We start from the raw sequence: 23,018 nt of genomic DNA on the forward strand, positions 1-23,018 counted from the left end.
CGGGGCGCCGTACCCCTTGCGACTTGTAGAACCCGTTATTACCTTCGCGGCAGCTCTATTCCTGATGGACCGTCAGATGGACGGAGTGAGTTGCCGATGCCCTGTCCGGCGCTTCCCGACGGGTTCGACTTCACCGACCCCGATGTGCTGCAACACCGCGTGCCCCTGCCGGAGTTCGCCGAGCTGCGCCGGGTCGAACCGGTCCGCTGGATCCCGCAGACGTCCAACCTGGCAGGTTTCCAGGACGAGGGCTACTGGGCGGTCACCCGGCACGTGGACGTCAAGTACGTTTCCACGCATCCGGAGATCTTCTCCTCGTACCTCAACACCGCGATCATCCGCTTCAACGACCACATCGAGCGCGACGCGATCGACGCCCAGCGGCTGATCCTGCTCAACATGGACCCGCCCGAGCACACCCGGGTCCGCCAGATCCTCCAGCGGGTCTTCACCCCGCGCGCCATCCGCGCGCTGGAGGCCAACCTGCGCGCCCGCGCGCAGGCCATCGCGGCGAACGCGCGCGCCCGCTCCGGGGCCTTCGACTTCGTCACCGAGGTCGCCTGCGAACTGCCCCTCCAGGCCATCGCCGAACTCATCGGCGTCCCGCAGGAGGACCGGGCCAAGATCTTCGACTGGTCCAACCGGATGATCGCCTACGACGACCCGGAGTACGCGATCACCGAGGAGGTCGGTCAGGAGTCGGCCACCGAGATCATCGCGTACGCGATGAACATGGCCGCCGCCCGCAAGCAGTGCCCCGCCAAGGACATCGTCACCACCCTGGTGGCGGCGGAGGACGAGGGCAACCTCGGCTCCGACGAGTTCGGGTTCTTCGTGCTGATGCTGGCCGTCGCCGGGAACGAGACCACCCGCAACGCCATCACCCACGGTATGCACGCCTTCCTCACCCACCCCGAGCAGTGGGAACTGTTCAAGGCGGAGCGGCCCGCGACGGCGGCCGAGGAGATCGTGCGCTGGGCCACACCGGTCAACTCCTTCCAGCGGACGGCCACCCAGGACACGGAACTGGGCGGCAAGACGATCAGGAAGGGCGACCGGGTCGGCCTCTTCTACGCCTCCGCCAACCATGACCCCGAGGTCTTCGACCACCCCGACGTCTTCGACATCACCCGGGACCCCAACCCCCACCTCGGGTTCGGCGGCGGCGGGCCGCACTTCTGCCTCGGCAAGTCCCTGGCCGTCCTGGAGATCGACCTGATCTTCAACGCCGTCGCCGACGCGCTGCCCGGCCTGCGGCTGGCCGGGGACCCGCGCCGGCTGCGCTCCGCCTGGATCAACGGAGTGAAGGAACTGCCGGTCAGCGCGGGCTGAACGACACGGAGCGGGCGGTGGGCCGGGTCACTCGCGGCCGGACGACGTCAGCGCCAGCACCCCGGCCAGTACCGTCGCGACCACCAGCGGGACGCCCAGTCCGTGGTGCAGCACCAGCCACGCGCCGAGCAGCGCGCCCACCGCCATCGCGACCACCGACGCGGTACGGCGCGGCGAGTGGCGGCCCGAGCCGCCCCCGGCCCGGGAATCGGAGGCCAGGCCGGTCAGGGTCATCGTCAGGACGGTCGTCGTCAGGTCCGGCACGCCCAGTTTGCGGACGGTCGCGTTGCGCAACCCCATCGCGAAGGCCGTGAGCACGATGAGCGTGTACGTCGTCCCCGTGGCACCAGGCGCGGCGAAGGCGACCGCGGCGGACGCGCCCAGCAGGACCGCCTCGGCGGTGAGGGTCAGCCGGGCCCAGGTGCGGCGCGAGCCCCCGCCGAGCCGCCGGGCGACGCGCCCGCCCGCCACCGCGCCCACCAGGAACGACAGCAGCGAGGCCGCCGTGTGCGGCACCGAGAAGCCCGGCGCCCCGGCGGCGGCGAAGCCCAGGACGACGACGTTGCCGGTCATGTTGGCGGTGAAGACATGGCCGAGACCGAGATAGCTCACGGCGTCGATCAGCCCGCTCACCACGGTCAGGGTCAGCAGCACGGCCACCAGACGCAGGCCGCGCGCCTCGGGATCGCGCTCGGGTGTCTCGGACGGCGTGGTCATCGCCTCAGTGGATCACGGGCGGGCCGGGAAACGCCCGAAGGCGGCGGCCCCGGGGTCGGGGGCCGCCGCCTTCGCGGATGGCGCGCTCAGGTCGGCGTGCCGGGGGTGACTGGCTGATCGGTGGATCAGTACCAGTGGTGGGTCTGCCAGAAGTCCCAGGCCTGGGCGGGGCTGCCGTAGCGGGAGTTCATGTAGTCCAGGCCCCACTTGATCTGGGTGGCGGGGTTGGTCTTCCAGTCGGCACCGGCGGAGGCCATCTTCGAGCCGGGCAGGGCCTGCACGAGGCCGTAGGCGCCGGAGGAGGAGTTGGTGGCGGTGTGGTTCCAGCCGCTCTCGTGGGTGACGATCTGGTTGAAGGCGTTGTACTGGGCCGCGTCCGGGATCATCCGGTGCGCGATCGCCTGCGCGGAGGAGGCCGAGGTGGTCGCTGCCTGGGCCGGGGCCGCGGTCAGGGCCATGCCCGCGGCGGCGCCGGCGATGGCGACGACGGAGAGGGCCTTCTTCGGGCTGGCGATGCGACGGATGGTGGACACGGACACAGAGAGCCTCTTTCTTCGGGGACAAGGAGGTCGCTCGCTCGCCGGATCCGGGTGGTGCGTGGGTCCTGGCATGCGTTGGCACCGTGACCCCTGGGGGGCCGTGGTGCCTGGCGACGTCCTCAAGACAACCAGCCTCGACCGATGTCCGCAATGACCCCTTTTACTAGTTGTGGCCGCATTGGGGTGTTTGCCGGTCCGTGTGAGCTGGCTCTCAATCCGCAGGTCAGAGTATGCGTCCGCTTCTAAACCTGTCCCCTTTTGTCCACTATCGCGGGTAGTGGGTGACGTGGGTCATGTGGGGTGCTTCACCGGTTCCGCGACACTGCGCGCACAGGGGATCACGGTGCGGGTGCGTCGAACGTGACCGCGGTCTCGAAGGCGGCCCGGCGCGTGGCGCGACGCAGCGCCTTCAGCACCGCCGGACCGACGAAAAGGGTCAGGGCGACCGTCACCAGCGCACGGCCGAGGTCCCAGCCGAGCGAGGTGGCCAGACAGTAGGCGACGAAACGGGCCAGATTCGCGGCCACCGTCCCGTGCGGGTCGAAGGCGATGTCGGAGGCGTTGCCGTCCATGAAGGTCCAGCCCGCCAGGTTCATCACCGTGCCGTAGGCGAACGCGGCCACGAAGCCGTAGGCGCAGAGCAGGGCCAGCTCGGCGCGGCCGCGCAGCCGGTCCGGGCCCGGCAGCAGGCCCGCGCCCATCGTGAACCACCCCATGGCGAGCATCTGGAACGGCATCCACGGCCCCACCCCGCCGGTGAGCAGCGCCGACGCGAACATCGTGACCGAGCCCAGGACGAAGCCGAAGCCCGGTCCGAGGACCCGGCCGCTCAGCACCATCAGGAAGAACATCGGCTCCAGACCGGCCGTACCGGCGCCGATCGGGCGCAGTGCGGCGCCGGTCGCGGCCAGTACGCCGAGCATGGCGACCGCCTTCGGGCCGAGACCCGACTCGGAGATCGTCGCCGCCAGCACCGGCACCAGCAGCACCAGCAGGCCCGCGAAGAGCCACGGCGCGTCCTGGGCGTGGGCGGTGAGCTGCGAGGCGGGCGGGGCCAGGAACGGCCAGGTGAAGGCGACCACCCCGACGGCGCTGACCAGGGCGAGGGCGGCGAGGGAGCGGGGGCCGAGGCGGACGGCCCGTGCCTGGCGCGTCATCGCAGGGCCTGCCGCACCTGGGCGACGGTGAGCCAGCGCTGCGGGGCCAGGATCTTCGTGACCTGCGGGGCGTAGGAGGGGGAGGAGACGACCACCTCGGCGGTCGGACCGTCGGCGATCACCTCGCCCTCGGCCAGCAGCACGACCCGGTGGGCGAGTTCGGCGGCCAGTTCCACGTCATGGGTGGCGAGCACGATCGCGTGGCCCTCGGCGGCGAGCGCGCGCAGCACCCCGACCAGGCGGGTCTTGGCCGCGTAGTCCAGCCCGCGGGTCGGCTCGTCCAGGAGCAGCAGGGGAGGACGGGCGGTCAGGACCACGGCGAGCGCGAGCGCCAGCCGCTGGCCCTCGGAGAGATCGCGGGGATGCATGTCGTCGGTCACGCCGGGCAGCAGCTCGCCGACGAGGCCGCGGCAGGTGCCGGGCGTGGCCCGGGCGTCCCCGTCGGCGGCCGCGCACTCGGCGGCGACCGTGTCGGCGTACAGCAGATCGCGCGGTTCCTGGGGGACCAGGCCGACCTGGCGGACGAGGTCGCGGGGCCGGGTGCGGTGCGGTACCGCCCCGCCGACGCGGACCGTGCCGGCGGTCGGCTCGACCAGCCCGACCAGCGTGCCGAGCAGGGTGGACTTGCCGGCGCCGTTGCGGCCCATCAGGGCGACGGTCTCGCCGGGGGCCACCGTGAGGTCGACGCCCCGCAGCGCCTGGACCTGGGCGCGGCGCACGGCGAGGGAACGGACCTCGGCGACGGGCGGGGCGGGCGCAGGGGCGACGGAGGCCGTCACCCCGGCCGCCGCCCCGGCATCCGTCTGCCGTCTGATCAGGCGCGGCAGGTACGGCAGGTACGGCAGGCGCGGTCGGGCGGGCGCCGGGCGGGGCGCGGGTACGAGGGCCGGTGCCGACACCTGTACGGGCGCCGGGGCGGGGGTCGGCTCGTCGCGTCCCGTCAGCTCCTCCCGGAGGGCGGACGCCCGGCGGCGGGCGTCGCGGACCGTCAGCGGCAGCGGGGACCAGCCCGCCAGCCGGCCGAGTCCGACGACCGGCGGGTACACCGGGGACACCGCCATCACCTCCGCCGGGGTGCCCAGTACCGGAGCGGCGCCCGGCTCCGGCAGGAGGACGACCCGGTCGGCGTACTGCACGACCCGTTCCAGGCGGTGCTCGGCCATGAGGACCGTGGTGCCCAGGTCGTGCACCAGGCGCTGGAGGACGGCGAGGACCTCCTCGGCGGCGGCCGGGTCCAGCGCGGAGGTCGGCTCGTCGAGGACCAGTACCCGGGGGTGCGGGGTGAGCACCGAGCCGATCGCGACGCGCTGCTGCTGGCCGCCGGAGAGGGTGGCGATCGGACGGTCGCGCAGGGCGGCCAGGCCGAGCAGGTCCAGGGTCTCCTCGACGCGGCGGCGCATCACGTCCGGGGCGAGGCCCAGCGACTCCATGCCGTAGGCGAGTTCGTCCTCCACGGTGTCCGTCACGAAGTGGGAGAGCGGGTCCTGGCCCACCGTGCCGACGACGTCGGCGAGTTCGCGCGGCTTGTGGGTGCGGGTGTCGCGTCCGGCCACCGTGACCCGGCCGCTCAGGGTGCCGCCGGTGAAGTGCGGGACGAGCCCGTTGACCGCGCCGAGCACGGTGGACTTGCCGACCCCCGACGGGCCGACCAGCAGCGCGAGTTCACCCTCGGGCACCTCGAAGTCCACGCCCCGCACGCTGGGTTCGGCTGCACCGTCGTACGTCACGGAGACGTTCTCGAAGCGGATCACGACGTCTCCTTGGATGCGGGGGCGGGGGCGGGGGCGAGGAAGGCGGGGAGCAGGCCGAGGAGTACGGCGGCGGCGGGCAGCAGCGGGAGGGCGGGGGCCACGAGCGGGACGACACCGGGGTGCAGGGCCGTCTGGTCCGCGACGCCGAGCAGCGCGGCGACGGCGGCCCCGGAGGCCGCCACCAGACAGGCGCGCAGGTTCCAGCGGTCCGGGCGGTAGCGGGTCCGCGGGGTACGGCGGCCGCCGAGCCACAGGCCGCCCAGCGCGGCGGCGAGCCCGGCGAGCAGGACCGGTACGCCGTAGGTGCCGCCCTCCGCCGTGAGCAGGCCGTACGTTCCCGCGCAGACGCCGAGCAGCCCGCCGAGGGTGAGGGCGGTGGTGGTGCGGCGGACCCGGGCGGGCACGGCGACGGTACGGCCGTAGCCGCGGGCGTCCATCGCGGCGGCCAGGGCGACGGACCGCTCCAACGCGCCCTCCAGGACCGGCAGTCCGACCTGGAGCAGACCGCGTACGCCACGGTCCGGGCGGCCGCGCAGCCGGCGGGCGGCGCGCAGCCGCTGGACGTCGGCGATCAGGTTCGGGGCGAAAGTGAGCGCCACGACCACGGCCACCCCGGTCTCGTAGAGGGCGCCGGGCAGGGACTTGAGGAGGCGGGTGGGGCCGGCGAGCGCGTTCGCGGAGCCCACGCAGACGAGGAGCGTACCGAGCTTGAGGCCGTCGTAGAGGGCGAAGACGATTGCCTCGGCGGTGACCCGGCCGCCGAGCCGGATGCCCTGGGCCCAGTGGGGGAGCGGGACTTCGGGGAGGGTGACGAGGACGTGGGTGCCCGGGATCGGGGAGCCGAGGACGACGGCGAACACGAGCCGGATGAGCAGTACGGCGAGCGCGAGCCGTACGAAGGCGCCGTAGGAGCGGGCCCAGAGGGCGGCGGCGGGGCGGCAGGTCGCGACGACGTAGGCGGAGACCGCGACGAGCAGGGCGAGCAGGAGCGGATTGGTGGTACGGGTGGCCGCCACACCGAGGGAGATCGACCACAGCCACCAGGCACCCGGGTGCACGGCCGGGTGGTACGGCCGCCGGGCGGCCTGCCCGGACCGCCGTCCGTCCCCGCCGGACCGCCGTCCGTCCTCGGCCGGTCGTCGGTCCTCGGCCGGTCGTCCGTCCCCGGCCGGTCGCCGGGTCTCCCGCACCCTCGAGGGGCGCGGGAGACCCGACGTACGCCGTCGGACCCGCTCAGCCACGCCTGCGCCGCCGGGCCTGCCAGAGCGCCGCCGCCGCCAGGACGGCCACGGCCGCGCAACCCGCGATCAGGCCCACCGAGGGGCCCCCGTCCGCCGTGGGCTGCCCGGCCGCGGCTGCCGTCGTCGCCGTACTCCTCGGCTTCTCCGGTACCGACACCTGTTCACCGCAGCCCTGTCGCGGGTATCCGGCGATCGCGCACAGCAGGGCGTTGGTGTCGTACCGCAGCGGCTTGGCCACCGCGGCCAGCGCCTCCGCCGTGCTGGCGTCGGAGGGCACCTGGGCACAGGCGGTCCGTGCCGCGGGCGGCCGCTCGCCCGAGGGGGCGTCGGCGGGCGTACCGAAGTCGATGACCAGGGCGACCCGCTTCGAGCCGTCCCGTGCGGGCGTCTTCGCGCAGATCGTCGCGAAGTCGGCCGCGCCGCGCGGGCGGCTGGCGTCCTGGGAGTCCGCGCTGACCGCGAACCGGAAGCCCTGCACGTCACCGTCGGCGGGGCGGGCGGTCGCCGGGCCCTGGGTGGCGTAGGTCCAGCCGGTGCCCGTGCGGTCCCAGAAGGACCAGTAGCGGTAGCCGGTGGCCTGCGCCTGGCCGGCGGCTCCCAGCAGCGGGAACAGCACGGCCAGCAGCAGTGCGGCGGCGCGGCGACGGCTCACGACTGCTTGTTCCTGCCGCGCCCGAAGAGCAGGAAGCCGACGGCGGTCACGACGACGAGCAGGATGCCGCCGGCGATCCACACGGTGCTGCCGGAGCCGGAGGAGTCGTCGGCCGCGGCCGTGTCGCCCTTGGCGTCGGCCGAGGACGACGGGGCGGCGGTGGGCACGTACACGGGCCCGGGGCCGGTCGCGTTCAGGAGGGCCACCAGGTCCTGGGAGCCGAAGTGGCGCGGGTCGGCGGAGACGGCGGTCGCGGCGAGGATCAGCTGCGCGTACGCGGCCGGGCCGGCCTGCTGCGCCCACTTGGCGGAGTCGGCCTGGAGCCAGTGCACGGCGGGGGCGGCCACCTCGCTCTGGCCGGCGGTCGCGAGGGCGACGACCGCGTCGGCGGTGTTGCCGTAGTCGGGCTGGTCCTCGGCGCCGGGCTGCGACGACGTCAGATGGCCGCTGCCGGTCAGCTCCCTGGCGAGGTACGTGGTGCCGTTGCGGGCCGCCTGGGTGGCGTCCGTGGCCGGGCCCTTGCAGGTGAGACCCTCGGAGTCCGGGTTCGCGGCGGCGCCCCCGAGTCCCTTGCCGAGGGCGGCGGTCACGGCCGCCGCGGTGGCGTCCGCGTTGGCGACGAGGGCGCCCTTCTTGTCGGGCTGGTAGGCGAAGGCGCCCGCGCCGTCGCCGGTGCAGGGCAGGGCGAGCTTCAGCAGGGCGTCGTAGGGGGACTTGCCGCCCTTGACGACGTTCTGGGGCTGTTCGCCCGTCGCGGTCAGCGCGCCGACGACGGCGGCGGTGGAGTTGGCGTCGCTGGCGCCGCCCGGGAAGTAGCCCCAGCCGCCGTCCGCGTTCTGCACGGACTTCAGCCACGCGACGGACTTGGCGGTGACGGGGGTGTGGTTGCCGAGCGCGGCGAGGGCCTGGACGGCGGCGGCCGTGCTGTTGGTGTCGACCATCAGCTTGGCGTCGCAGGGCTTGGCGGTGTCGGCGCGGAAGGCGGCGAACGCGCCGTTCGCGCACTGCTGCCCGGTCAGCCAGGCGATGGCCGAGGAGGCGGGCCGCACGCCCACGGTGTTCTGCGCGAGCAGGGCGAGGGACTGCCGCCAGACACCGTCGTACGTGGGGTCGGTGCGGCCGTAGAGGCCGGCGGGTATCGCCACCGAGGGCGAAGGGGACGGGTCGGCGGCGACGGCGGGCGTGGCGCCGCCGATCACGGCGGCGGCGGCCAGGACCGCGGCGCTGCGGCGGACGTTCATGATCGGCGGATGCCTCTCCCTGCGGGGAGCCGGACAGCACGGGGCACCCCCGGGCGGCTCGGCTCCGTAGACCTCGACGGTGCCGTACACCGGCGGGCCGCCGGTGTGCGCGAGCCGGTCACGTACCGTGCGGGGCGATCCGGCTCGCCACCTCGCGGTGGCTCACGGCTGCGGGTCAGCGCCGGAATTGCACCGGCTTTCCCCCGTACGGGTGTGATGACGACGGCGCCACTCTACCGGCCCGTAGAAACACGCCGAGGGGCGGCCGTGCGGCCGGCCGGGAGCGGGTGCCGCGGGGTGCCGATGCGGTCCGCGCGGCGGCTCACACCGCCACGTACGTCACCGGCTCGGTCCCCGGCACCGCCTCCGCCCGGCCCAGCTTCACCAGGCGCCGCAGATGGGCCTCGGCCTCCGAGACCGCGATGTTCCGCGATCCGTAGGGGATCCGGTCCCAGGGGCGGTTCCACTCCATGCGCTCGGCGAGCTGCCAGGGGGTGAGTGGGTCGGTCAGCAGGCCGAGCAGGCCGTCGAGGCGCTCCTCGTGGTGGGCCAGCAACTCCCGTACGCGCGACGGCGCGTCGGTGAAGGCGTGCTGATGGGCCGGGAGCACCTCGGCGGGGCCGAGCCGGCCGACGCGTTCGAGGGAGGCGAGGTAGTCGCCGAGCGGGTCGGTGACGGTGGCGTCGTCCGGGTCCTCGTACAGGCCGATGTGCGGGGTGATCCCGGGGAGCAGATGGTCGCCGGAGAACAGCCGTCCGCTGCCCGTGAGCCCGGTGGGGTGGCGCTCCTCCAGGTGCAGGCAGACATGGCCGGGGGTGTGTCCCGGGGTCCAGACGGCGCGCAGCCGGCGGCCCGGGAGGCCGAGCAGCTCGCCGGGGACGATCTCCCGGTCGGGCAGGGCGGGGGCGAGTCCTGGCAGGGCGCGCCGGGGCCGGTCGGCGCGCAGCGGGGCGATGTGCTCCTCGGGGGCGCCGGCGGCGGTGAGCTTGTCCGCCATGTACGCGTACCAGCGGCCGGGCCGGGTCTCCCGGGTGCGGCGGACGATGGCGATGTCCGCCGCGTGCATCGCCACCCAGGCGCCGGAGGCCTCGCGGACCCGGCCGGACAGCCCGTGGTGGTCGGGATGGTGATGGGTGATCACCACTCCGTGGACGTCGGCGGCCGAGGTGCCGCACGCCGTGAGCCCCTCGGCGAGCGTGTCCCAGGACGCGGGGTCGTCCCAGCCGGTGTCGATCAGCACCGGGCCGCGGTCGGTGTCGACGACGTACACGAGGGTGTGGCCGAGGGGGTTGTCCGGGATGGGGACCTCGATGGACCGTACGCCGCCGCCGTGGTCGTGCACCTGCGTCATGGGCTCTCCGATCGCCGCGTCCCGGCCACTATAACTAGAACAGGTTTCGATGGGAGCCCGAGTCGACCGTCGCGGTGGGTGTCCGGGCCGTGGACTCCTCGGGGCGGAGCTGCTATCAGTTCCGTATCTGATGGATCGTCAGAGTCGTGCCGGGGAGGCAGTCGCCATGACCGAACTCGTGGAACACGGACAGCTGTTCATCGGCGGGGAGTTGGCCGACCCGCTGGGCGAGGAGGTCATCGAGGTGATCTCGCCGCACACCGAGGAGGTCATCGGACGGGTGCCGCACGCCTCGACGGCCGACGTGGACCGGGCCGTCGCCGCCGCCCGCACGGCGTTCGACGAGGGGCCCTGGCCGCGGATGACGCCCGACGAGCGGATCGCGGTGGTCTCCAGGATCAAGGACGCGATCGCCGTACGGCACGAGGAGATCGCCCGCGTCATCTCGTCCGAGAACGGCTCGCCGTACTCCTGGAGCGTCCTCGCGCAGGCGCTCGGCGCGATGATGGTCTGGGACGCGGCGATCACCGTCGCCCGGGACTTCGCGTACGAGGAGCGGCGGGCCGGCGTCCTCGGGCCGATCCTGGTGCGCCGCGAGCCCGTCGGGGTGGTCGCGGCCGTCGTCCCCTGGAACGTCCCGCAGTTCGTGGCCGCCGCCAAGCTCGCGCCCGCGCTGCTCACCGGCTGCACCGTGGTGCTCAAGCCGTCGCCGGAGTCGCCGCTGGACGCCTACATCCTCGGCGAGATAGCGCGGGAGGCCGGGCTGCCCGAGGGCGTCCTGTCGATCCTGCCCGCGGACCGCGAGGTCAGCGAGTACCTGGTCGGACACCCCGGCGTCGACAAGGTCTCCTTCACCGGGTCGGTCGCGGCCGGCCGGCGGGTGATGGAGGTGGCCGCGCGCAACCTCAGCCGCGTGACGCTGGAGCTGGGCGGCAAGTCGGCGGCGGTGGTCCTGCCCGACGCGGACCTCGCCACGGCCGTCCCCGGCATCGTCTCGGCGGCCTGGATGAACAACGGGCAGGCCTGTGTGGCCCAGACCCGCATCCTGGTGCCGCGCTCGCGCTACGACGAGTTCGCGGACGCCTTCGCCGCGGCGGCGAGCGCACTGGTGGTGGGCGACCCGCTGGACCCGGCGACCCAGGTCGGCCCGCTGGTGGCGCGCCGTCAGCAGCAGCGCAGCCTCGACTACATCCGCATCGGCCAGGAGGAGGGCGCGAAGATCCTCACCGGCGGCGGCCGCCCGCCGGGCCTGGAGCGCGGCTGGTACGTCGAGCCGACCCTCTTCGGCGACGTGGACAACGGCATGCGCATCGCCCGCGAGGAGATCTTCGGCCCGGTGATCTGTCTGCTGCCCTACGGCGACGAGTCCGAGGCCGTGAAGATCGCGAACGACTCCGAGTACGGACTGAGCGGCAGCGTGTGGACGGCCGACGTCGAGCACGGCATCGACGTCGCGCGCCGGGTCCGCACGGGCACGTACTCGGTCAACACCTTCAGCCTCGACATGCTCGGCCCGTTCGGCGGCTACAAGAACTCCGGCCTGGGGCGGGAGTTCGGCCCGGAGGGGTACGGCGAGTTCCTCGAACACAAGATGGTCCACCTGCCGGCCGGCTGGGAGGGGTGAGCGATGGCGGCACTTCCCGCGCGAGCGGAGCCGGGCGTGGGGGCGGGGGACCGCTGGCACGTCGAGGTCGACCGCGCCCTGTGCATCGGCTCGGCCCAGTGCCTGCACCACGCCCCGGCCGGCTTCCGGCTCGACGCCGGGCGCCAGTCCTGTCCGGTGGACCCGGACACGGACGCCAGCGAGCGGGTGCTGGCGGCGGCCGAGGGCTGCCCGGTGGAGGCCATCACGATCACCCTGCTGGGCAGCGGGGAGCCGGTGTTCCCGCCGGAGGACTGAGCCCCTTCCGGCGGCCTGGCAAGAGAGGCTGAGAAAAGTCCCTTTTGGGCTATTGCATTCCGCTCTGGGGGGCTACTCTTGAAAGTGGCCTACGAGGCGAGTGAGGGAGCTCCACCGGAGTAGCCGACTTCCGCGAGACGCCCAGGCAACACGCAGAGGCATCCGCTGGGGCCGACGTCGACGGTCGAGCTGAGAGGCCCGAAGGTGGCTGTTTCACCGGAAGGCGACCTCCAGTACCTGATCCGGACCATGCCGGCGAAGGGAACCCGTCTCGTAGGTTTTTCCTGCGCGCATCCCCGTACGTGCATCCCCGTACGCGCATCCCCGCTACGTGTGTCCTCGTATGCGCTTCCTCGTGCGCGCTTCCTCCTGCGAGCTTTCTCGTGCCCGCTTCCTCATCCGCGCGGCTCCTCCGGCGAGGTGAGGTCGATCAGCCGGCACACCGTCTCGATGTCTATCTTCACCTGGGCGATGGAGGCGCGTCCCGAGAGCCAGGTGATGAGGGCCGAGTGCCAGGTGTGCTCGATGACGCGGACCGCGGACAGCTGCGCGGGCCCGGGGTCCGCCACGCCCATCGCGTCCAGGATGATCATCGTGGTCTGGCGGGAGACCTGGTCCACCTCGGGGGAGACGCTGCGGTCCGCGAAGGTCAGGGCGCGCACCATCGCGTCGGCCAGATGCGGCTCGCGCTGAAGGGCGCGGAAGGCGCGCATCAGCGTCTCCGCGACCCGCTCGGCGGCGGTGTCACCGGTCGGCGGCTTCTTGCGCAGCGTGCCGTGCATGTGTTCCAGCTGGTCCTGCATGGTGGCGACCAGCAGATGCACCTTGGACGGGAAATACCGGTAGAGGGTGCCGAGCGCGACCTGCGAGGACTCCGCGACCTCGCGCATCTGCACCGCGTCGAAACCGCCCCTGCTGGCGAGCTGCGCGCTCGCGTGCAGAATGCGGCGCCGGCGCGCCGCCTGCCGTTCGGTGAGGGCCGGGAGGGCCGGTCTGTCGGTGCTGGCTTCCACCTTGACCACCTTGGCTTCCGCAGGCATGGATCCCGTTCCGTGACAGTCGGTGAGGGCTGGTGATCAGACAGCATGGCAGAGGCCGTCCGCCGTGGCGTGAATCACCTGATCCACTGCTCACAGCTCCCCTACCTGCCGGTAGATTCAGAGCCTCCCGAACGATCAAGTCTGAAACTTGTTCTAGATTAGCGTCCCGGCGTAATCTCGCGGGACAGTGCAGGCAGAAGGGGGCCCGGAGTGACCGCTGAGGCCAGTCAGGCGGGTCCTGGGAAGGACCTCGCCGCCGACGGCGGGCGACCGCTCGACATCGCGCTCCTGACGTACAAGGGAAACCCGTTCTGCGGCGGCCAGGGCGTCTACGTCCGCCACCTCTCCCGTGAGCTGGCCCGCCTCGGCCACCGCGTCGAGGTCATCGGCGCGCAGCCGTACGCCGTCCTCGACGCCGACGAGGTGCCCGGCGCCGGTCCCGGCCGGCTGAGCCTGACCGAGCTGCCCAGCCTCGACCTCTACCGCCAGCCCGACCCCTTCCGCACCCCCGGCCGCGACGAGTACCGCGACTGGGTCGACGCGCTGGAGGTCGCCACCATGTGGACCGGCGGCTTCCCGGAGCCGCTGACCTTCTCGCTGCGCGCCCGCCGCCTGCTGCGGGCCCGGCGCGGCGACTTCGACGTCGTCCACGACAACCAGACCCTCGGCTACGGGCTGCTGGGCGACATCGGCGCGCCCCTGGTCACCACCATCCACCACCCGATCACCGTGGACCGGCAGCTGGAGCTGGACGCGGCGGACAGCAGGCAGCGCCGCTTCTCGGTGCGCCGCTGGTACGCGTTCACCCGGATGCAGAAGCGGGTGGCGCGCCGCCTGCCGTCCGTGCTCACCGTCTCCGGCTCCTCCCAGCAGGAGATCGTCGACCACCTCGGGGTGCGGCAGGACCGCGTCCACGTCGTCCACATCGGCGCCGACACCGACCTGTTCCGTCCCGACCCGTCGGTGGCGCAGGTGCCGGGCCGCATCGTGACCACCTCCAGCGCGGACGTGCCGCTGAAGGGGCTGGTGTTCCTGGTCGAGGCGCTGGCGAAGGTGCGCACCGAGCACCCGGAGGCCCATCTGGTCGTCGTCGGCAAGCGCGCCGAGGACGGGCCCGTCGCCCAGGCCATCGAGCGGTACGGCCTCGAAGGCTGCGTCGAGTTCGTCAAGGGCATCTCCGACGCGGAACTCGTCGACCTGGTGCGCTCGGCGCAGGTCGCCTGCGTGCCCTCCCTCTACGAAGGCTTCTCCCTCCCGGCCGCCGAGGCCATGGCCACGGGCACCCCGCTGGTCGCCACGACCGGCGGGGCCATCCCCGAGGTCGCAGGACCCGACGGCGAGACCTGTCTGGCGGTGCCGCCCGGCGACGCGGGCGCGCTGGCCGCCGCACTGAGCCGGCTGCTCGGCGACCCGCGGCTGCGGGACCGGCTCGGCCGCGCGGGCCGCGAGCGGGTCCTGGCCCGCTTCACCTGGGCCCGGGCCGCCGAGGGCACGGTCGCCCACTACCGCGAGGCCATCGCCCGCACCCGGCCGCACCCGCACGGCGGAGCCCCCGCCGGGGTCGCCCCCGCTCCCGAACCCACGACCTCGACCTCGACCTCGACCTCGACCTCGACTTCGACCAGCGTTACCGGCGTCTATCCCGAAAGCAGGGCCACGTGCTGACCGTCGACTTCTCCCGGTTCCCTCTCGCGCCGGGCGACCGGGTCCTGGACCTCGGCTGCGGGGCGGGCCGGCACGCGTTCGAGTGCTACCGGCGCGGCGCGCAGGTCGTGGCACTGGACCAGAACGGCGACGAGATCCGCGAGGTCGCGAAGTGGTTCGCGGCGATGAAGGAGGCCGGCGAGGCCCCGGCCGGCGCCACCGCCACGGCCATGGAGGGCGACGCGCTCGCCCTGCCCTTCCCCGACGAGTCCTTCGACGTCGTGATCATCTCCGAGGTCATGGAGCACATCCCGGACGACAAGGGCGTCCTCGCGGAGATGGTCCGGGTGCTCAAGCCCGGCGGCCGCATCGCGATCACCGTCCCGCGCTACGGCCCGGAGAAGGTCTGCTGGGCCCTGTCCGACGCCTACCACGAGGTCGAGGGCGGCCACATCCGCATCTACAAGGCGGACGAACTCCTCGCGAAGATCCGGCAGGCCGGACTGCGCCCGTACGGCACCCACCACGCGCACGCCCTGCACTCGCCGTACTGGTGGCTGAAGTGCGCGTTCGGCGTCGACAACGACAAGGCGCTGCCGGTGCGGGCGTACCACAAGCTCCTGGTCTGGGACATCATGAAGAAGCCGCTGGCCACCCGGGTCGCCGAGCAGGCGCTGAACCCGCTGATCGGCAAGAGCTTCGTGGCGTACGCGACCAAGCCGCACCTGCCCCGGCTCTCCGCCGCGTCCGCCACGCCCGGTACGTCCGAGGCGGACGCCACGTGACCACCCCCCGGACAGAACACCTCGTCCTGCCCGGGGTCCTCACCGCCGAGCAGGCCGCCGCGACCGTACGCGGCATCCTCGACGTGCAGCGGGAGGACGGCGCGATCCCGTGGTTCCGGGGTCACCACCTCGACCCGTGGGACCACACCGAGGCCGCGATGGCGCTGGACGCGGCGGGCGAGCACGCGGCCGCCGAGCGGGCGTACGACTGGCTGGCCCGGCACCAGAACCCGGACGGCTCCTGGTACGCGGCGTACGCGGACGGGGAGCCCGACGAGGTCACCGACCGCTCCCGCGAGACGAACTTCGTCGCCTACATAGCCGTCGGCGTCTGGCACCACTACCTCGCCACCGGCGACGACACGTTCCTGGACCGCATGTGGCCGACGGTCGTCGGCGCGGTCGAGTTCGTCCTCGCCCTCCAGCAGCCCGGCGGGCAGATCGGCTGGCGGCGCGACGACGACGGCACGGACACCACGGACGCGCTGCTGACCGGCAGTTCGTCGATCCACCACGCCCTGCGCTGCGCGCTCGCCATCGCCGAGCAGCGCGAAGAGCCGCAGCCGGACTGGGAGTTGGCGGCGGGCGCGCTGCGGCACGCCATCCGCCGCCACCCGGAGCGGTTCCTCGACAAGAACCGCTACTCGATGGACTGGTACTACCCGGTCCTCGGCGGCGCGCTGACCGGGGCCGAGGCCAAGTCCCGTATCGAGGAGTCCTGGGACCGCTTCGTCGTGCCCGGCCTCGGGGTGCGCTGTGTGGTCCCCAACCCCTGGGTGACCGGCGGTGAATCGGCCGAACTCGCCCTCGCGCTCTGGGCGATGGGCGAGTCCGACCGGGCGCTGGAGATACTCCAGTCCATCCAGCACCTGCGGGACGCGGACAGCGGCCTGTACTGGACGGGCTACGTCTTCGACGACGAGGCCGTCTGGCCGCAGGAACTGACCACCTGGACGGCCGGCTCGCTGCTCCTGGCCGTGGCGGCCCTGGGCGGCGACGAGGCCACCTGTGCCGTCTTCGGCGGCGAGTTCCTGCCGAAGGGGCTGGACCCGGACTGCTGCGGGTAGGGCCTGCCGCACGGGCCCCGGCGGGCCGGCGCCCGCCGGGTCAGTGACGGTGGGCGCGGTTGGCGATGGCGTGGCCGATGAACAGGTACACCACGGCGGCCAGGCCGTAGCCGGCGACGACCCGCGCCCAGGCCTCGTCGAACGTGAACAGGTCGCGGGACCAGCCCGCCAGCCAGTCGGCGACGTGGTGGACGAACTGCACCAGGTCGTTGCCCCGGTTGGCGTCCAACAGGTACATGAGGATCCACAGTCCGAGGATGACGGCCATGATGTCGGCGACCACCGCTATGACCGTCCCGGCGGAGTTGGAACCAGTGCGATATCGAGACATGACTAGCGTCTGGCCCCGGATTCCTGATTGAAACCCGGAGAAACATGCGGCCCCGGAGTGCGCGGGGAGTGCCCGGGGGAGTGCGCGGCGGCTTCCCCCGAGTGGCGTAGCCGACGGCGCGGGGTGAACCTGCTGGGAGACCCCCTCACGTCGGGAGGACTTCGTGCGTGTGCCGATACGCCACCTCGCCGTGGTGCTCACCCTCTGCTGTGCGCTGCTCGCCGGCGTCACCGCCTGCGGCGGCGCCGGGGACTCCGCACAGAAGACCGCGACCGTCCCCGCGGCCAGCCCCAGCACCTCCGCCGAACAGCAGAAGTTCGCCAAGGCGCGGTTCGTGGCCAACGCGGGTCTCGCGGCCGGCGCGACCTACCAGTGGATCGTCGGCCCCTGGAAGGCGGGCAAGTTCGCGAAGGGCGCCTCGGGCCGCAAGCTCGCCCTGGTGAAGGCGGGCGTCGCGGGCGCGTTCGCGTACAACCGGCTCAAGGCCGCGATGCGCAACGCCCAGGGCGACCCGCTGCTGGCGAAGGCCGTCGCCCCGCTCGCCGCGAGCGTCGACGCCCTCAAGGACCTGCCGGCCAAGCTGCGCAACGGTGACTCGGCCGACGCGGCCGCGGGCACCTTCGACAGCCTCATCAGCCAGGTCAAGGGCGCCGGTCAGAGCGCGGGCGCCGTGGTGCAGGACCAGGTGCCGTCGGCCGCCCAGCTGTCCGGCGGCTGAGGTCCCGCAGCCCGGACACCGGGCCATCCTGCCACTGTGTGATTTCGCCCGACTCGTCGGCGGACGGTCGGCCGGAAACGGCCCCGGGAATTCCCGGGGCCGCCGCTCCGTGCCGACGCGGGCCGAAGCCCGCAGGTCCTAGGAGTTGAGTTCGGCGAGGACGCGCAGGGTGTGCGGGTCGCGCACCAGGGCCAGCAGGTCGGTGACCGGGCCCGCGCGCCACGCCTGAAGCCGCTCGGCGACCCGTTCGCGGGGCCCGACCAGTGAGATCTCGTCGGCGAAGGCGTCCGGCACGGCGAGCACGGCCTCCTCCCGCCGCCCGGACAGGAACAGCTCCTGGATGCGCCGCGCCTCCTTCTCGTACCCCATGCGCGCCATGAGGTCGGCATGGAAGTTGCGGGCCGCGTGCCCCATCCCGCCGATGTAGAAGCCGAGCATGGCCTTGACGGGCAGCAGCCCCGCGGCGACGTCGTCGCAGATCCGCACCTGCGCCATCGGCGCGACCAGGAACCCGCCCCGGCCCGGGGCCTCTTGGGCCGCGGACAGACCGGCGACCGCGGGCCCGTACACCTCGGGCCGGTTCGGCGCCCAGTACAGCGGCAGCCAGCCGTCCGCGATCCGCAGCGTCTGCGCCACGTTCTTCGGCCCCTCGGCGCCGAGCAGGACGGGCAGGTCCGGGCGGAGCGGATGGGTGATCGGCTTCAGGGCCCGGCCCAGGCCCGTGCCGTCCGGGCCGCGGTAGGGATGGGAGTGGAAGCGCCCGGCCAGCTCCACCGGCCCCGCGCGCCGCAGCACCTGCCGTACGACGTCGACGTACTCCCGGGTCGCGGTCAGCGGCGACTTCGGGAACGGGCGCCCGTACCAGCCCTCGACGACCTGCGGGCCGGACAGGCCGAGGCCCAGCAGCAGCCGCCCGCCGCTGAGATGGTCCAGGGTCAGCGCCTGCATCGCGGTCGTCGTCGGCGGCCGGGCCGCCATCTGCGCAACCGCCGTACCCAGTCGGATCCTCGAGGTCTGCGCGGCGATCCAGGCCAGCGGGGTGAAGGCGTCCGAGCCCCAGGACTCCGCCGTCCACACGGAGTCGTAGCCGAGCCGCTCCGCCTCCCGGGCCAGCGCGACGTGGTCCGGGTCGGGGCCGCGCCCCCAGTAGCCGAGTGCGAGACCGAGCCGCATGTCGCCTCCCGCGTTCTGACGGAGTGTCAGTCAGGGGGTGCGACTCTACGACAACGGCCCCCCGCCCGGAAGGGCGAGGGGCCGGCCGGACTGCCGACGTCAGCCGCGCTGGATCCCGGAGGTGTCCCGCAGCACGCCACGGCGGCCGTCCTGGGTCTGCGCGACCAGGGCCGGACCGTTCTGCTCGACCGCCAGGTACCAGGTGCCCGGGGCGAGTTCGGCGATCGGCGCGGGCGAGCCGTCCTCGGCGAACAGCGGACGCGGCACCGGCACGGCGAACCAGAACGGGGAGAAGTCCCCGGCGGGCTGGGCCGGCTGCGGCGCCGGGGCCTGGGCCTGCGGCTGCTGCGGCTGCTGCGGCTGGCCGGTGTACGGGGGCTGACCGCCGTACTGCGGCTGCTGCGCGCCCGGGTAGCCGTAACCGCCGGACGGCTGGGCGCCGTAGGGCTGCGGGGCCGGCGGCGTGGGAGCCGGGACGAGCGGAGCCTGCAACGCGGCGACCAGCGGAGTGGCGACACTCGCCCCGGCCATGATCAGCGTGGCCAGCAGGGCCAGGATCAGGCCCGTGCCCGCACCGACGTTGTCGGACGCGCCGTCGACGTTGTCGAAGCCACCGGCCGGGTCGAAGAGGTTACCGAGCGCGGTCCACGCGGCGAACACCGTGAAGGCGACACCGAGCGGCCCGAGTTCGAGACCGGCGACCTTGGGCGGCTGCGGCAGTCCCCGGGCGACGACGACGAGCGCGGCGCCGATGATTCCCGCCAGCACGACCCCCAGGAGGACCCCACCGCTGCCCCACAGGCTCGGCAGGTCGTAGCTGTCAGGGGCGCCGTCGATCGAGTACAGATCGAAGAACGACGCGATGAACAGCAATACCGCTGCTCCGATCACCACGCCGTCGCCTCGAGTGAGGGAGCGGATATTCACTTCAGGTCCTTCGTCAGTCGTCACGTCGTCGGTAGAGGCGTCGCTGTCACCATGGCGCCGTCAGGCCCTGGTGTGAAGCGCGGGGGTGACCCCTCATCGTAAGAACGACATTATCGTCCATACGATCGGGCTGTCCGCAGGGATCAGCGCACTGATCGTCACCCGCGCAGGAAACTCACGATTCCCTCAGAGATCCCCAGCGCCGCCTTCTGCCGCCACGCTTCGCTGGTCAGCAGCGCCGCGTCCTTGCCGTCGCGCATGTTGCCGCACTCGATGAACACCTTGGGAACCGTTGACAGATTGAGACCGCCGAGGTCCCTGCGGGTGACGAGACCGGTGCCGTCGCCCAGGTAGTTGGCGGGTGCGCTGCCCGTGGCCCGGCGGAAGCCGCCCAGCACGCGCACCCCCAGATCGTGCGAACGGGCGGTGATGGCACGGGTGTCGGCGGCCCCGGCGTGCACGGACGCCGGAAGGATCACATGGAAGCCGCGGTCGCCGGCCGCCGCGCCGTCCGCGTGGATCGAGATCACCGCGTCCGCGTGCGCGGCGTTCCCGATCCTGGCCCGCTCGTCCACGCACGGCCCGAACGCGCGGTCGCCGTCCTGGGTGAGCTTCACCGTGGCGCCCTGCGCCTGCAGGAGCGCGCGCAGCCGATGGGCGACGTCGAGCGTGAACCGGGCCTCCGCGTAACCGGAGTTGGTGGACGTCCCGGTCGTGTCGCACTCCTTCCGGTTCGTGCCGATGTCCACCTTGCGGCCGATATCGGCGGTGTGCCGGAAGTTGTTCGGATTGTGGCCCGGGTCGATCACGACGACCTTGCCCTTGAGGGAGCCCGGCACGACGGAGCCCGACGAGGCGGTCGGCTTCCCGTCGCCGCCCGCGGCGGGGCCGGTGGAGCCGGATCCGCCCGCCGGAGTGCCCACCGCCGCGCTCGCCGGACCGCCCGGGGCGGCCGGGCCGCCGACCGCCGCGTACACCCCCCAGCCGAGCAGCGCTCCCGGCGCCAGCGCGGCGAGCGCCACGACCAGCGGGCGGCGCAGCGGGGAGCGGCGGGGCGGGGCGGGTTCGAACTCCGGGCCTGAATACGACACGACAGCCACCCTAACCGCCCGGTCCCGGCGGCCTCAGCTCCCCGGGCCCGTGCGCCGCAGCACACGCAGCGAGTCGGTCGCCGACACCTCGGTGAACGCGCCGGACTCCAGCGCCCGCAGATAGACGCGGTACGGCGCCTGGCCGGTGAACTCGTCGGCAGGCTCGGGGAAGACGTCGTGGATCAGCAGCAGGCCGCCCTCGGCGACGTGCGGCGCCCAGCCCTCGTAGTCGGCGCCGGCGTGCTCGTCGGTGTGGCCGCCGTCGATGAAGACGAGCCCGAGGGGTGCCCCCCACAGGGCGGCGACCTGCGGGGAACGCCCGACCACCGCCACCACGTGGTCCTCCAGACCGGCCCGGTGCAGGGTGCGCCGGAAGGTGGGCAGGGTGTCCATCAGCCCGATCTCCGGGTCGACCGTCTGCGGGTCGTGGTAGTCCCAGCCCGGCTGCTGCTCCTCGCTGCCCCGGTGGTGGTCGACCGTGATCGCGGTGACCCCGGACGCGCGGGCCGCGTCGGCGAGCAGGACCGTGGAGCGGCCGCAGTACGTGCCGACCTCCAGCAGCGGCAGCCCCAGCGCGCCCGCCTCGACGGCCGCCGCGTACAGCGCCAGCCCCTCGTGCACGGGCATGAACCCCTTCGCGGCCTCGAACGCGGCCAGGATCTCGGGCTTGGGTGCTGCGGGCATGGCGGTCCTTTTCGGTCGTACGGGTGCTCGGGGGCCGGTGCTGTCGGCGCCGAGGTCCGGTGCCTTCGGGCGCCCGGGCCCAGGGCGGTTCCTGGCCCCGAGGCCCGCGGGCTCCGGCGGTGCGGCCCGCCGGGTCCCCCGGGCGGGGCTCCGGGCGCTCATCGTGCCGCACCGTTCCTAAAGACTGAGCGGGAGTGGGTCCTGTCTCCAGGACTTTGGTTGCTCAGCCGTGTGCCCCGAACGGTGTTGGGCACGCTGGTCGCCCGCTTTCGCTCCGCGTCCAGACGGTACAGATCTTGTCCGTGGTCCGGGAAGGCGGGGGCGGGGTCCCTCACGCTCTCGGGTGTCCGGTCCGGCCTGGGCGGTCCGATGCCCCGCACGATCGCTCCGGTCGTGTGGGGGCGGTGCCGTCCGTCGCCGGATCGGATGTCCGAGGGCGCGTCGCCCGATCGCGATGCTCGCTGCATCGTGCCGGGAAACCTTACGTGTGCTGCTGGTGAGGGGCTTCTGCCAGTGCTGGGCGCCCCATCGGGAGGTGTAGGCCGGATCGACCGCGACGACCGCGATGTGCTGTTCGGCAGCCATCGCCACCAGCCGCGCCCGAAGTCTCGCGGTGGGGAAGCGGGAGATGAGGCGGCGGAAGCGCTTGTTGCGGCCGTGCTTCTCCCGGCTGACGCCTCCCGTGAAGTCCAGGTCCTCGATCGCGATCGCTGCCGCGCCGGTGGCGTGGGTGTGGTGCAGCAGGCGGGTCAGTGCGTGCCGGATCTGCGCGTCGCGGTGCGCGGTGGTACCGGTGTGGTCGTAGAAGAAGCGGCGGGGTTCGCCGACCGGGTTGCCGTGGCTGTCGAGGCGCCAGGCGGCGAGGTGGTCGTTGTTCATGTCGACGCCGACCACGCCCCGCGCCAGCGCCGCCTCGAGCGGCAGCACCGGGACCGGGCTGCGCTGCCATGAGGCAGTCACATACCAGCGGCCCCGCACCACATCGTGGTGGATCCGGTAGGCGACCGCCCGGTCGGCGGTGATCCGCTCCAGCCATTCCCGGCTGCGGTGGGTGAAGGCGACGGTCGCGTCGAGGAGGTAGCGGCCGTGCGGGGCGTTGGCCAGACGGGCCAGCGCGGCCGGAAGCCTGAGGCAGAGCTGTCCGGTGTCGGTGACACGGATCGTCTCGTTGCCGAAGCGTTTGCCGGACTCCCCGTCGGCGCTCAGGAACATCCGAGCCGCCCGCCACCGCCCCCGCCACGCCTCCACATTCAGACCGGCCGCGTCGAGGTGGTGGCGCAGATGGGCGAGGCGTTCACCGCCGCGTACCACGTGCACCCGGCCGACCGCCCGGTCCGCTTCCACCCGCGCCAGCCGGTCCTGGAGTGCGTGCAGGCGGCGGGACTTGGCATGCCACTCCGCGCGTGTCGCGTAGCCGCGAGCCAGCCCCGCCCGCCGGTCCGCTTTCGCGCCCAGCGGCCGGGCCAGCCGCGCTTCGATCGACGCGATCTGCCCCCGCAGCCAGGATGCCTCGGCAGCCTGCCCCCGCCGGGCCAGCGCCCACTGGTCATGCGTGGCCTTGGTGATACTGCCTGCCCACCGCGCGGACGAGAGACCGGTTAGTTCCCGCTTGCGCACCGCCCACCCGGCCGCGTCATGCTCCAGGCCTTGCCGGGCACGAGTCGCGAGATCACTGGT

General features: G+C 73.3%; 22 protein-coding genes. 7 read left to right on the forward strand and 15 right to left on the reverse strand.

Features of this window, described 5'->3' with window-relative positions; all coding sequences use genetic code 11:
- Positions 1-96: 96 nt before the first annotated feature.
- Complete coding sequence (locus tag ACZ7OY_RS03580; RefSeq protein WP_471909833.1) at positions 97-1,332, forward strand: cytochrome P450; 1,236 nt, start codon at positions 97-99, stop codon at positions 1,330-1,332.
- A 27-nt stretch (positions 1,333-1,359) separates the two neighbouring features.
- On the opposite strand, the gene ACZ7OY_RS03585 is transcribed toward ACZ7OY_RS03580, so the two are convergent.
- From ACZ7OY_RS03585 to ACZ7OY_RS03620, 8 genes are all read right to left on the reverse strand, one after another.
- Positions 1,360-2,049 carry a YoaK family protein gene (locus ACZ7OY_RS03585; RefSeq protein ID WP_471909834.1) on the reverse strand — a complete coding sequence of 230 codons (690 nt, stop codon included), beginning with the start codon at positions 2,047-2,049 and terminating at the stop codon, positions 1,360-1,362.
- A 125-nt stretch (positions 2,050-2,174) separates the two neighbouring features.
- A complete protein-coding gene (locus tag ACZ7OY_RS03590) occupies positions 2,175-2,588 on the reverse strand; it encodes an aggregation-promoting factor C-terminal-like domain-containing protein (protein WP_471909835.1) in 414 nt (137 codons plus the stop codon).
- 338 nt (positions 2,589-2,926) lie between these two features.
- On the reverse strand, positions 2,927-3,745 hold the full coding sequence (locus ACZ7OY_RS03595) for an ECF transporter S component (RefSeq protein ID WP_471909836.1): 819 nt from the start codon (positions 3,743-3,745) through the stop codon (positions 2,927-2,929).
- Positions 3,742-5,496, reverse strand: coding sequence for an ABC transporter ATP-binding protein (locus tag ACZ7OY_RS03600; protein WP_471909837.1), 1,755 nt, complete (start codon positions 5,494-5,496; stop codon positions 3,742-3,744). The genes ACZ7OY_RS03595 and ACZ7OY_RS03600 overlap by 4 nt, the downstream gene beginning before the upstream one ends.
- Complete coding sequence (locus ACZ7OY_RS03605) at positions 5,493-6,554, reverse strand: CbiQ family ECF transporter T component (RefSeq protein WP_471909838.1); 1,062 nt, start codon at positions 6,552-6,554, stop codon at positions 5,493-5,495. The genes ACZ7OY_RS03600 and ACZ7OY_RS03605 overlap by 4 nt, the downstream gene beginning before the upstream one ends.
- Positions 6,555-6,729: 175 nt before the next feature.
- On the reverse strand, positions 6,730-7,389 hold the full coding sequence (locus ACZ7OY_RS03610; RefSeq protein ID WP_471909839.1) for an SCO2322 family protein: 660 nt from the start codon (positions 7,387-7,389) through the stop codon (positions 6,730-6,732).
- On the reverse strand, positions 7,386-8,630 hold the full coding sequence (locus ACZ7OY_RS03615; protein WP_471909840.1) for a prenyltransferase/squalene oxidase repeat-containing protein: 1,245 nt from the start codon (positions 8,628-8,630) through the stop codon (positions 7,386-7,388). The genes ACZ7OY_RS03610 and ACZ7OY_RS03615 overlap by 4 nt, the downstream gene beginning before the upstream one ends.
- Before the next feature lie 322 nt (positions 8,631-8,952).
- Positions 8,953-9,981, reverse strand: coding sequence for an MBL fold metallo-hydrolase (locus ACZ7OY_RS03620; RefSeq protein ID WP_471909841.1), 1,029 nt, complete (start codon positions 9,979-9,981; stop codon positions 8,953-8,955).
- Positions 9,982-10,147: 166 nt separating this feature from the next.
- On the opposite strand from ACZ7OY_RS03620, the gene ACZ7OY_RS03625 reads away from it, so the two are divergent.
- A complete protein-coding gene (locus ACZ7OY_RS03625; protein WP_385532535.1) occupies positions 10,148-11,605 on the forward strand; it encodes an aldehyde dehydrogenase in 1,458 nt (485 codons plus the stop codon).
- A gap of 3 nt (positions 11,606-11,608) precedes the next feature.
- A complete protein-coding gene (locus ACZ7OY_RS03630; protein ID WP_471909842.1) occupies positions 11,609-11,881 on the forward strand; it encodes a ferredoxin in 273 nt (90 codons plus the stop codon).
- Between the two features lie 395 nt (positions 11,882-12,276).
- On the opposite strand, the gene ACZ7OY_RS03635 is transcribed toward ACZ7OY_RS03630, so the two are convergent.
- Positions 12,277-12,921 (reverse strand): TetR family transcriptional regulator, encoded by a 645-nt coding sequence (locus ACZ7OY_RS03635; RefSeq protein WP_471909843.1) that lies wholly within the window; start codon positions 12,919-12,921, stop codon positions 12,277-12,279.
- Between the two features lie 210 nt (positions 12,922-13,131).
- Here ACZ7OY_RS03635 and ACZ7OY_RS03640 point away from each other — a divergent pair, with 210 nt between their 5' ends.
- Genes ACZ7OY_RS03640 through ACZ7OY_RS03650 form a run of 3 tightly spaced genes read left to right on the forward strand, consistent with a single transcriptional unit; the run spans position 13,132 to position 16,417 of the window.
- Positions 13,132-14,586, forward strand: coding sequence for a glycosyltransferase family 4 protein (locus ACZ7OY_RS03640; RefSeq protein ID WP_471909844.1), 1,455 nt, complete (start codon positions 13,132-13,134; stop codon positions 14,584-14,586).
- Complete coding sequence (locus tag ACZ7OY_RS03645) at positions 14,580-15,350, forward strand: class I SAM-dependent methyltransferase (protein ID WP_384733144.1); 771 nt, start codon at positions 14,580-14,582, stop codon at positions 15,348-15,350. Before ACZ7OY_RS03640 ends, ACZ7OY_RS03645 begins: the two co-directional genes overlap by 7 nt.
- A complete protein-coding gene (locus ACZ7OY_RS03650) occupies positions 15,347-16,417 on the forward strand; it encodes a prenyltransferase (RefSeq protein WP_471909845.1) in 1,071 nt (356 codons plus the stop codon). Before ACZ7OY_RS03645 ends, ACZ7OY_RS03650 begins: the two co-directional genes overlap by 4 nt.
- A gap of 40 nt (positions 16,418-16,457) precedes the next feature.
- Here the strand turns inward: ACZ7OY_RS03650 and ACZ7OY_RS03655 are convergent, their stop codons facing one another.
- Positions 16,458-16,748, reverse strand: coding sequence for a hypothetical protein (locus tag ACZ7OY_RS03655; RefSeq protein ID WP_471909846.1), 291 nt, complete (start codon positions 16,746-16,748; stop codon positions 16,458-16,460).
- Positions 16,749-16,911: 163 nt separating this feature from the next.
- On the opposite strand from ACZ7OY_RS03655, the gene ACZ7OY_RS03660 reads away from it, so the two are divergent.
- A complete protein-coding gene (locus ACZ7OY_RS03660) occupies positions 16,912-17,466 on the forward strand; it encodes a hypothetical protein (protein ID WP_471909847.1) in 555 nt (184 codons plus the stop codon).
- A gap of 138 nt (positions 17,467-17,604) precedes the next feature.
- On the opposite strand, the gene ACZ7OY_RS03665 is transcribed toward ACZ7OY_RS03660, so the two are convergent.
- The 5 genes from ACZ7OY_RS03665 to ACZ7OY_RS03685 all read right to left on the reverse strand — a co-directional run bounded on the left by ACZ7OY_RS03665 (position 17,605) and on the right by ACZ7OY_RS03685 (position 22,958).
- A complete protein-coding gene (locus ACZ7OY_RS03665; protein WP_471909848.1) occupies positions 17,605-18,639 on the reverse strand; it encodes an LLM class F420-dependent oxidoreductase in 1,035 nt (344 codons plus the stop codon).
- A gap of 99 nt (positions 18,640-18,738) precedes the next feature.
- Positions 18,739-19,566 (reverse strand): hypothetical protein, encoded by an 828-nt coding sequence (locus ACZ7OY_RS03670; RefSeq protein ID WP_471909849.1) that lies wholly within the window; start codon positions 19,564-19,566, stop codon positions 18,739-18,741.
- Between the two features lie 158 nt (positions 19,567-19,724).
- A complete protein-coding gene (locus tag ACZ7OY_RS03675; protein ID WP_471909850.1) occupies positions 19,725-20,657 on the reverse strand; it encodes an N-acetylmuramoyl-L-alanine amidase in 933 nt (310 codons plus the stop codon).
- 33 nt (positions 20,658-20,690) lie between these two features.
- The gene (locus ACZ7OY_RS03680) at positions 20,691-21,341 is read right to left on the reverse strand and encodes a class I SAM-dependent methyltransferase (protein WP_384733158.1); all 651 of its coding nucleotides are present in this window, start codon (positions 21,339-21,341) and stop codon (positions 20,691-20,693) included.
- Positions 21,342-21,518: 177 nt separating this feature from the next.
- On the reverse strand, positions 21,519-22,958 hold the full coding sequence (locus ACZ7OY_RS03685) for a nuclease/transposase family protein (RefSeq protein WP_471909851.1): 1,440 nt from the start codon (positions 22,956-22,958) through the stop codon (positions 21,519-21,521).
- Positions 22,959-23,018: the final 60 nt, after the last annotated feature.

The organism is Streptomyces sp. NPDC107559, assembly GCF_055657365.1.

What these genes read in the sequence shown, in the direction of transcription:
- ACZ7OY_RS03580 (WP_471909833.1), top strand. Translation starts at nt 97, where the DNA reads ATGCCCTGTCCGGCGCTTCCCGACGGGTTCGACTTCACCGACCCCGAT.
- ACZ7OY_RS03585 (WP_471909834.1), bottom strand. Translation starts at nt 2,049, where the DNA reads ATGACCACGCCGTCCGAGACACCCGAGCGCGATCCCGAGGCGCGCGGC.
- ACZ7OY_RS03595 (WP_471909836.1), bottom strand. Translation starts at nt 3,745, where the DNA reads ATGACGCGCCAGGCACGGGCCGTCCGCCTCGGCCCCCGCTCCCTCGCC.
- ACZ7OY_RS03615 (WP_471909840.1), bottom strand. Translation starts at nt 8,630, where the DNA reads ATGAACGTCCGCCGCAGCGCCGCGGTCCTGGCCGCCGCCGCCGTGATC.
- ACZ7OY_RS03620 (WP_471909841.1), bottom strand. Translation starts at nt 9,981, where the DNA reads ATGACGCAGGTGCACGACCACGGCGGCGGCGTACGGTCCATCGAGGTC.
- ACZ7OY_RS03625 (WP_385532535.1), top strand. Translation starts at nt 10,148, where the DNA reads ATGACCGAACTCGTGGAACACGGACAGCTGTTCATCGGCGGGGAGTTG.
- ACZ7OY_RS03630 (WP_471909842.1), top strand. Translation starts at nt 11,609, where the DNA reads ATGGCGGCACTTCCCGCGCGAGCGGAGCCGGGCGTGGGGGCGGGGGAC.
- ACZ7OY_RS03635 (WP_471909843.1), bottom strand. Translation starts at nt 12,921, where the DNA reads ATGCCTGCGGAAGCCAAGGTGGTCAAGGTGGAAGCCAGCACCGACAGA.
- ACZ7OY_RS03655 (WP_471909846.1), bottom strand. Translation starts at nt 16,748, where the DNA reads ATGTCTCGATATCGCACTGGTTCCAACTCCGCCGGGACGGTCATAGCG.
- ACZ7OY_RS03665 (WP_471909848.1), bottom strand. Translation starts at nt 18,639, where the DNA reads ATGCGGCTCGGTCTCGCACTCGGCTACTGGGGGCGCGGCCCCGACCCG.
- ACZ7OY_RS03680 (WP_384733158.1), bottom strand. Translation starts at nt 21,341, where the DNA reads ATGCCCGCAGCACCCAAGCCCGAGATCCTGGCCGCGTTCGAGGCCGCG.